Raw genomic sequence first — 10,934 nt, 5'->3', positions numbered from 1 at the left:
TATTCCGATCTTCTAACAATGAAGGAAAAACAGAAGATAGTGGTATATTTTGACGATCGGACAAATTAACTTGCCAATGGATATGTTCTTGCGCCAAAGCAGTAGCTAATCCTACAATTCCCGAAGCAAACGGATCTATTTGATCTTCTTTTTGCAAAGCATAAGAACAATTTGTTAACAATATCCATTGCAAAGGTTTCTCCCCATAACCAAACTGTTCTAATTTTCTGACTAAACTCAGTAAAGCTATCACATACCAAGGTTCACAAACATTGTTCAGTAAACTATTTTCGGATAGCAGGAATGTTTCGTTTGAGGTAGCGAGAAAACAAATTTTGCTCAGTGGCGACGTAAGTTGTTTTAATTGATTTTCCAAAAATTCAAACTGATGATTCTCTCCTTGTGCAAGACAAACAGAGAGAATTTGATGTTTCTGTTCCCGATAGATTTTTAACAGCTTTTCCGCCTCTGATGCGTTAGTTTCATGATATACCACCAAGGTTGTACCATCGGGTTGTTGTTCTTGAAAAATTGTATTTCTATCAGCTAAACGTTCCCAAACCGGAACATAAATCAGCTTTTCCAGATTTACTTTTTTCCAGGGTTTGAGTTTAATTCCAGTATAACGAACCAACACTTGACCTAGCCGATCTAAAATTTGCACATCAAGTTCTTTCTTTGTTCCTTGCATGACATAAGTATAGGCTGGTTGCTCTGCGTTATTCCACCATTCTACTTTTTGGACAAAGAAGGGAATTTCTATTTCTTGTGCAGCAAAATCAATCCAACAACGGGTGAGTAAAGCTGCAACAAAAGCCGCAGGATGGAAAAGGTATTCTGTATTTTGTTGCATTGGTAGATCGATCGCTATTAGCGCCTCCCCTCTACCAGTCCAAACTTCAGAAACTCCTTGATAAAGAGTTCCCAAAACTACCTGATTTGTGGCAAACGATCGATATGGTTCTTCGGGCAATACTTGTTTGATCATACTGCTTTTTAAGCGGTTGATATCTAGTGCTTTTGGTGTTTCTGGGGCTTGCGTCCAATAGCCATTACCCCGACAATAAACTGTGTTTTCATCTGCTTCGCTAATAATTCGGTATTTAAAAGTATCGTCTTCTACTTCTATAACAATTTGAACGGAGCATTTATCAAGGACATAAAGTGGAGCGATCCAGAATATATCTGCCAAAATCACAGATCGATCGCGGATAATCCGGTTTAAACCAGCTAACACCATTTCTAGGAAACCTACCGCCGGAAAAACAGGTTTTCCATCGATTGTGTGTTGCGCTAAAAGCGGTTCTGAAGATTTTAATTCCTGTTTAAAAATATAGTCTTTTCGGGATTGAGGAATTTTCACAGAAGCCGATGAATCAAACCAATAACGATCGCAGGAAAAAGGATAAGTAGGCAAAGAAACTCGTCGAGGTTTAACTGTTCTCGGTAACTGATTCCAATCCAGATTCACACCTGAAACCCACCAAGAAGCTAGTTTTTCCAGTTCCCGATTATTTAGGGTGGCTAACATATCTGCGGAAGAAACTGAAGAAATTTTTAGTTCTCCTTCTTTAACCTCTCCCGAATAAAACGTTTCATCATGTTTCTTGTTTGTCAAAAATTCCGACAATTTTTGTTTTAAGGCATCTTTCCCATCGACGATAAACGCCACCCGTTTTTCCATCGCTTCCCGCCCCACCTGTAGAGTATATGCGATGTCTGCCAGAGAATAGGATGGTGTATTGAACAGGAAACGACAGAGATTTCTGGCAACTTCTTGAAGTCGATCGCCATTTTTTGCCGATAGCACAATTAAAACTGCTTCTTCTTCCTCCGTTCTTTTTTCGGATTTTTCTCTGTACTCTTCAACCACTATATGTGCATTAGTTCCACCAAAGCCAAAACTGTTAATCGCGGCTCGTCTTACCTCTCCTTCCTGAACAAACCAATCCTTAAATTCCTGATTCAAATAAAAGGGGCTATTCTCAAAATCGATATGTTCGTTGCTTTGTTCAAAATTCAACGACGGCACCAATTTGCGGTGTTTCAAACATAATAATATTTTGATACAACCTACAATTCCTGCGGCTGTTGCGGCATGACCAATGTTGCTTTTCACTGAGCCGATCGCACAATAGCCTTTTTGATTAGTATAAATCTGAAAGGCTTTGGTTAGAGCATCAATTTCGATCGGATCGCCCAATTTTGTTCCTGTACCATGTGCTTCCACATAACTGATCGTAGCTGGATCGAGGTTAGCATTTTGGTATACACTCTGCTGTAATTCACTTTGAGAAGTAACACTGGGAGCAGTGATTCCATAAGTTCTTCCGTCTTGATTGCAACCCGATCCCAGAATCACCCCATAAATATGATCTCCATCTTGGCAAGCAGCAGCCAGGGGTTTTAAGATTACAGCCCCGACACCTTCCCCTGGAACAAATCCATCGGCTTTGCGATCGAATGTTTTACATTTTCCATCTGGTGCAAGCATCCGCGCATTACTGGCTACAACATGAAAATTAGGGGTTATACCAACATAAACGCCACCAGCGATCGCCATATCACTTTCACCTTGAAGGATACTTTGACAAGCCAAGTGAATCGCTACCAGCGATGACGAACAAGCCGTATCAACTGTAATACTAGGGCCTTTGAGGTTTAAAAAATAGGAAATGCGTGCAGCGATCAGCGAACCTGCATTACCCCAAAAAGATTGGGGTTCAGAGGGTACTCCAGCTTCCCGCATCTTCATCCGATAATCGCCCGGATCTGCACCCACAAAAACACCACATTTAGTGTTAGAAATTGAGGCATTTGCATAACCAGCATCTTCTAAAGCTTTCCATGCTTCTTCTAAAAAGAGTCTCTGTTGGGGATCGGTGAGTTCTGCTTCTCTCCCAGACAGTTTAAAGAAAAGAGCGTCAAATTTATCGATATCGGTTAAGAATCCTCCTTTTTTGCAGTAAGTTTTATCAAGATGCTGGGGATTAGGATCGTAATATGCGTTGATGTCCCAGCGATCGCCAGGAACTTCGGTAATGCTATCCTTACCATTAGCTAGATTGTCCCAAAATTCTTCGATATTGGAAGCTCCCGGAAAACGCCCAGACATACCGATAATAGCGATCGGCAAAACAGACTGTTTCTTTTGAATGGGATTAATAGGAACTGTCGCAATAGAAGGCTTTTTTCGAGGAGGAACTGTCACGACAACTTTACCAATGTTTTCCCGTTGTTGTAGACAGTAATAAGCATCACGAATCTGGTCAAATGAGAAAATGTGACTCAAGGTTGGTACTATCTTTCTTTCCGCAAGTACCTGAGCCATAATTGCCAAATGTTCTGTCAAAAGTTTCGGTTGTTTGCTATATAACCTTTTCATGTCGATGGACTGGAAAGTTTGATTATCAACCAAGTGGGACAAGTCAAACTGCCGAGAATTTTTCAGCCCAGTCATAGCAATTTCGATATAACGCCCACCAGGAGCCAGAATATTTAAACCCTTTTGAATGGCATCATCTGACAAGGTATTAAAAACTACATCAACACCTTGTCCATTGGTCAGTTCTAAAATTCTTTTGGCGAAATCCTCTGTGCGATAGTTGATTAGGTGCTTAATGCCTTTCTTTTGTAAGTATTCTAATTTCGCTGCTGAACCCGCAGTAGCATAAATCTCTGCACCCTGCAATGCGGCTAATTGGATGGCAATCAAACCGATACCTCCCGCAGCAGTTTGAATGAGTACCTTTTCTCCTGGTTTTACGTTAGCCAAGTTGAAGGCGTGATTCATGGTTAAAAAGGCTACAGGGAAAGAACAAGCTTCTTCATAAGTTAAAGTAGGAGGTTTATTCAGGATATTCTCCTGCTTAACTAAAACCAGTTCGGAGTGCCCGCCCATTGAATCTCCCATTACCGCAATCACTTCATCTCCGGGTTGAAAACGCTTTACTTTTGCTCCTGTACGCAAGACGACACCAGAGACTTCCGATCCGGGCGTAAATGGATAAGATGGCATATTGGGATATAACCCACGCATACATAGAATATCTGCAAAATTGAGAGAGAAAGCCCTAACTTCGATTTCTACTTCTTCCTCATCGGGCGCAGTTGGTTGGATAGGACGAATTTCTAAATCTTCGGGGAAACCTGGTTTGGTGACAAAAACGGCTTGATATAGAGAGGACGATCGCTCTTTTTCTTCAATCTGATCTATTGGCGCGTGATTGATCTGGGATGAATCAGTAATCTCATTGATTGCAAATGAAAACGTCGAGTTTAATGAGGTTTCTAAGGGTTCCGAGATTTCCAAAGATTCCAAAGGTTCTGCGGATTCCAATTCTAACAACGCCTGAATTTGTTCACCATATTCATTGAGAATAGCAGTGGAAAATTCTTCTATATTGGCATGATCGAAGAGTGCTGTAGTTCTTAGCTGAATCTTGAGAGTTTGATTAATTCTGTTGATTAAGTCTACCCCTGTAATTGAATCAACTCCATACTCGGAAAGTGGTTTTTTCATGTTGATATCTTCCCCACTCATATCTAATGCTTGGATAAGATTCTGAACTAGACTTTCCTCAATATAGGATTTGAGATCGGTTGTTTTTCTTTCTTTTTTAGGTTTAGGTTGCTGAATTAATGGCGATCGCAATTTCACCGAATCAGCTTTGGTAACAGTGGGAATTTTTGCTGACTTGCGATCGCGTTTAATTATCCCGTTACTCTCTGCCAGAATTACATCTTGCCCAAAATCTAAATCTATCTGAGAAGATTCATTAAGGCTTAAAATAGATCCGAATCCCTCCTCATATAAAACATTTCTCCACATAGCTAAACTGAGAATCGGGCCACCAGGCAACCTTACTTTTTCATCATCGTAGATCCACCAACCTTTGAGTAACCCAAATGTGTAGGTCAAAAACTCCAGATTTTTCACGCCCTCATTAATAATCAGCCAGCCATTATTCTTGAGAAGGGGTTTGACACAACGAAGAGTATTATTGATATTGCGGGTTGCATGAAATACATTGGTAGCAATAACGATGTCAAAATAGAATAATTCGTAACCTTGAGTTTCTACATTTTTTTCCACATCCAATATTTTGAAATCCACAAAAGGATGCTCTGCTGCAAAACTTTTTCTACCATAATTGATCAAACCAGGAGAAATATCAGTATAGAGATATGAGAGATGTTCGCCATATTCTCTGACAGCATCAAAAATCATCGTACTTGTAGATCCAGTTCCTGCACCCACTTCCAAAATTTTGATTTTTCGGTTTTTACCTAATTTCGGGATATGATGACGAATATAAGCTAAGACGTTACGTGCTACAGATTGGTTGTAATGATCGACTTGGGAATTCCCTTTATAAATACCTTCAACTCGTTCCATTGAAGAATTGGGAAACATCACATCTGTTCCCGCAATTTTCCCAGTCATTACGCCCAAACAAGCATCCAGACAAACCCATACTAAATTTATATGAGTTTTCAATTCTGGGTAAGAAGAAAGCAATTGATTCTTTTCTGTTTCGACAAATTTAATTGATTCCTCTATTGCAGTGTTCTCTACTGCGGTAGTAGAGACAATTTGTTGTCCTTGCAATTGAATCCATCCAGCACGAGCTAGAATGTTTAATAATTCATCAAATAACCGCCAATAGTCAGGGGTGATGGATAAGCTTGTTCTTAGTTGCTGTTTGTCGTATTTCTCATGAGCATTGCGGAATACCCCGGCTTTCTGAAAACATAATAGGGTGAGATGTTGTCCAAGGCGATCGATCTCCTCAAAACCTCGCTTGATTTTTTCTGACTCAATAAATCCGCCAAAAGTGCAGTCTATCAGAGCATTTAAACTAGGAATAATTTCTTCAGGAAAGAAGACTAATTCATCGTTAAAATCAACATTAATCCCTTGCAAAAATTTCTGATTGGCATTGATAGACATCACCTGATTTAAAGGATGTGACAGAATCCGAGAAATAGATTCCATACCCTGTTCAGGTTGAATTGAATAAAGACCAGCAGCAGCCAGTTTTTTGTTAAAATCCTCTGATGCAACAATTCCTACAGTTCCCCAGTAACCCCAATTAATCACCTTAACTGGAAAGTCTTGTTTTTGAGCGAGGCTATGAGCATAAGCATCTTTGAAAGTACAACCTGCTGCGTAATTCGCTTGACCTATATTACCTGAAAAGGCGATCGCAGAGGAAAAGAATAACATAAAATCAAGAGCTTCACCTTGAAAGATTTTATGTAAAATAACGCTCCCTAGCACTTTTATATCCAAAGCCATTCTGAAAGAAGATTCATCCATTTTTTCCAGAGTTTTATCTTTTAAGATAATCGCTGAATGAAAAACTCCATGAATCTTTCTGTATCGATTTTGAGCCTGTGTTACTGCCTTTTTCATACTATCCAAATCAGTAGCATCGGCTTTTAAATACAAGATTTCGCCACCTTTGGATTCTATGCTTCGGATTATTTCTTTCTTGTCGGTATCTAATTCGCTTCTACCGACAAGAATAACTTTAGCTTGGACAGTTTCCGTTAAATAACGACAAAGTTCTAAGCCGATACCACCTGCTCCGCCGAGAATGAAATAGACGCCTTTGCTGCGAAAAGGTATTTTGGAAACGGAAGGCGGGTTTATAGGTAGTAATTTGCGGATATAACGTTTTCCTTGACGTATTGCTACGGCTTCTCCTTGAGGGTGAGGCGGTTCAGTTAGGATTGGGGTTATGTAGGCTTGTCGTTTTTCTTCTGTTACTTCAACCGCAAAATCTTCGAGGTTAATGTCTATGCAACTAACTTCGAGTTGAGGATATTCTCTGGCGAGGGAGGAGGTAAAACCGTGTAAGCTGGCATTATAAGGATCGATCGCCTCTCCCAGTTTAATTTGATACACTCTATTGGTCAGGATTTTTAAGCGAAGGTGATCGCTAAAATTGTCCGAAATCATGCTCTTAAAAAGTCGAAAGAGTGACATTACACCCTGTTGCTGACTTAGTTCTAAAACTTCCAGATTGTCATCATTTTCGCTATTTTTATAAACCCCGCCCAGAAAGTAAATAGTGAGAGAAGATGAGCCAATTTTTTCCCTTAAAGCAAGAATGGAGTTATTCCAAGCTAGTAAATCATCGGCTTTTATCTCCCACAAATCTTCCCCTAATTTTCTAGTGGTTAAACCCAATTGAAACCGCAAACATTTATGATTGTTATGGGCAAAAACAAGAGCATCTGCTAAAGGCAAACAAGGCAGGGGATACACCAACAAAATACTTTCTTTTTCGGTTGGTCGTGAAGAATGATGATTTTCTTCTATTGTCCAACTAGGAGCATAAAAAAATTCAGCTAAAGGATCTTTAAGTTTTCTCAGAACAACATCGCTCAGTTTAAGACAGATTTCACCCTGTTCATTTGTAAGTGTTACATCATAACGTGAATTGCCGAGAACTTTAACCACTGCATAACCACGAGTTGGTAAAGGGCGAATTTGTTCTACTTTTTCGACAGCATAAGGTAGCATTGGTTCGCCACTGTTTGTTTGCAGAGAATCAAAAAGACCTGCGATCGCTTGCAGCGCACTATCTACTATAGTGGGATGAAGTTCATATTGTTTAAAATCGCTTTCACAAGAAGTTGGTAATTGAAATAAACCAACAGCTTCTTGATCGTTTCCCCAGATTTGTTCGAGTCCTTGGAAACGGATTCCGTAATCAACACCTTTTTCTTGACAACTAGTGTAATGAATTACTTTGTCTATTTTCCGAAAACAACGTTTTTTGATTTCTTCTATAAACAAAGGTGGTTCTTTGCTGCACTCTTTCTCTGTTACTAAAATGAACTCACCTTGAGCGTGAAGGATATCTCCGCAACGAATTTCAAAACCAAATTCTTGGTCTTTTTGGGTAATGAGAATATTTATTCTTTTTCCTTCTGGGGTTACTACTATTGGTTGTAGCCAGAGAACTCTAGAAATATTGTATTGTTTGTTGGGTTGAACTGAGGAAAAAGCTGCGATCGCAATTTCCAGAATTCCTACACCTGGGAGAACTGGCTGATTTTTCACCCGATGATCTCTAACAATCCAATCCCTATCGGTTAAACTCTTGTAAAATACGGCTCCAATGCCTACACTTTCTTGAATATCAAATCCATCTAATAAAGGATGAGAGTAAATAGCTGGAGATTTAGAATATTGAGATATTTCTACTTCAGGAATCCAATAGCGTTTTTGAGCGAAGGGATAAGTAGGTAGAGAACAACGTTTTGGTTTAGGTTCACTATACAATAACTGCCAATCAATGTTCACACCTTTAGTCCACAATGCAGCTAATTTACCTAACTCTTGACCATTAAGCAATTGCCGGACAAAGTTTTCTCCAATTTCTCCTTGTAGGAGTGTCTCCATCTCTGTCTCTAAACTTTGTACAACACCTTGGTAATAATTTGCGTTCTCTCCTAATCTTTGGCAATATTGCCACAATTTTTCCCGCAGTTCTTCTGGACTCGATGCGATCAAAGCTAATCTTTCTTCCATAGCCTCACGACCTACTTGTAAAGTATAGGCAATACTTTGCATCGATGGAAAAACATCGGAGGACGAAGAGGAAACAGAGATGAAATCGAACAGTTTTCTGGCGTATTCGGTGCAACGTTCTTTATTCTTCGCAGACAACAGAATTAATACGGGTTGTCCGTTTATTTCTGTGTTTAATTGTTCGTTGTTTCTCGGTTCTATATATTCTTCTAAAATTAGGTGTGCGTTTGCTCCACCTGCACCAAAGGAACTAATCCCTGCTCTAAGAGGATAAGTCTTTTCGATATCGTCTTCTTTAATAATCGGTCTTTCCCATGTTTCAAGATTTCTCTGGAGATAAAAGGGAGACTGTTCAAAACGGATGTTTGGATTTACGGTTTCTGAGTGAATTGAAGGTGGGAGTTGTTTATATTTAAGTTGTAAAACAACCTTGGTAATAGCTGCTATTCCAGCAGCAGCTTCTAAATGACCGATATTAGCTTTTGCGGAACCAATACTGCAAAATTGCTGGTCTTTTGTGTCTTGTTGATAAGCTTGAATTAAACCGGAAATTTCTATAGGATCTCCTAATTCCGTACCTGTACCATGTGCCTCTACATAACTGATAGTTCGAGCGTTTACATTTGCTCGTTTTAGAGTTTCCTTGATCACTAAACCTTGGGCGTTGGGATTGGGTACAGTATAGCCGTTGGTTTTGCCTCCGTGATTCAGAGAACTGCCTTTAATAATTGCATAAATATGGTCTTTATCTCTAATGGCTTTATCTAGTGGCTTAAGTAATATTGCCCCGATGCCTTCCCCTGGAACATAACCGTCGCCTCCTGCGCCGAAACTGCGGCAAAGTCCGTCACTGGAAGCAAATCCGTTTTGACCTAATTGTAGATACTTATTCGGGTGAAGAGATAGATTAACTCCGCCAGCTAAAGCTAATTCGCAGTCTCCATGTCTGATTGATTCGCAAGCTAAATGGATTGCAGTTAAGGAGGAAGAACACATTGTATCTACAGCTAAACTGGGGCCGCTAAAATTAAAGAAGTAGGATACTCGGTTGGCGATCGAAGAAAGAGAATATCCTAAAAACATTGGTCTACCTTTAGCGGTTTCTTCGACTCCAAGCAACTGATATTCCAAGTAAAGCGCCCCGACAAACACGCCAACTTTTTTTGTATGAAGTTTATCTCTTGTATAGCCGCTATCTTCGATCGTTTCCCAGGCTACCTGGAGAAATAGGCGTTCCTGTGGGTCTATGATTTGAGCTTCTTTGGGAGCTATATTAAAAAATAGGGGGTCAAAGCGATCGACATTATTGATGAAACCTCCCCATTTGCAATAACTTTTCCCTCTTTTATTTTTTTCTCGATCGTAATACTGACGGTAATCCCAACGTTCGAGAGGAATTTCTGTGACACAGTTTTTTCCTGTCTTCAGATTTTCCCAAAATATTTCTAAATTATCTGCCTGTGGATAGCGACCACTGATCCCGATAATGGCAATTTCTTGGCATTGTTTGTCAGGGTTTCTGCTGACATCTGTAACTGTAGATATTGGCTGCAAATCGACATCAAATTTTCTAGTAGCAGCAGAGGAACTTTTGACAGATTGCGATTCGGTGTGAGGTTTTTCTTCTGGGATATTTTCCCACTTCTTGAGCAATGCGGTTTGATGATGTTCGATAAAATACTGAACAAGTTCGTATAAGTTTTGTCGCTCAAACAATAAGGTTTTAGGCAACTCGCCGAAATGAGATGCTAATTCCTGATTTAAGCTGATGATTGCCACCGAATCAATGCCGTATCTTTCAAAAGGTGCTGAGGCTTCGAGCTTGGCAGTAGGAATTTTTAAAGTTTTTGACAAAATCTCTTTGAGATCTTCCTCAATTTTTTGACGAAAATTTTCTAAATTTTGGTAAGTAACAGGGTCAGAGTTTGAGTTGTCTTTTTCCCTTTCTTCTTGGCTTTCTTCTTCCTTTATTGCTGGTGATTTTTCTGGAATCCAGTAGCGTTCTTTAGCAAAAGGGTAGGTTGGTAAAGACATAATTTTGGGAGTCGGACTGGGATACAATGCTAACCAATCGATTTCTACTCCTTCAATCCAAAGTTTCGCTAATTCCTCAAGTGAAACGTGAGTTTGTTTACGGATTTCTTCTGATGATAAGGATGCGGCAACTTCTGCTTTTATAGTTCCTTGATAAATTAGCGATCGATCTTCGCCGCCTTCAACATAGTCCCGCAAAATTTCTCGTAATTCCTCAACATTCGATACAATTAAACATAAGCGTTCTTCCATAGCCAACCGCCCAACTTGAAGCGTATAGGCTAAACGCAACAGGTCTATATTATTCGCATCATCGAGATAATGGCACAAATTTGTTGCCATTTCTTTGAGT

At 39.7% G+C, this 10,934-nt stretch carries 1 protein-coding gene (running past one end of the window); it reads right to left on the bottom strand.

Features of this window, described 5'->3' with window-relative positions; all coding sequences use genetic code 11:
- Window positions 1-10,934: part of an SDR family NAD(P)-dependent oxidoreductase coding region (locus tag PL9631_RS17670; RefSeq protein WP_197046412.1), annotated on the bottom strand (this coding region is incomplete at its 3' end). The annotated region continues 3,233 nt past the right edge of the window; the window shows 10,934 of its 14,167 annotated nt.

This window comes from Planktothrix paucivesiculata PCC 9631 (assembly GCF_900009265.2).
Classification (GTDB): domain Bacteria; phylum Cyanobacteriota; class Cyanobacteriia; order Cyanobacteriales; family Microcoleaceae; genus Planktothrix; species Planktothrix paucivesiculata.
This window is presented reverse-complemented; position numbering and strand designations above follow the sequence as displayed.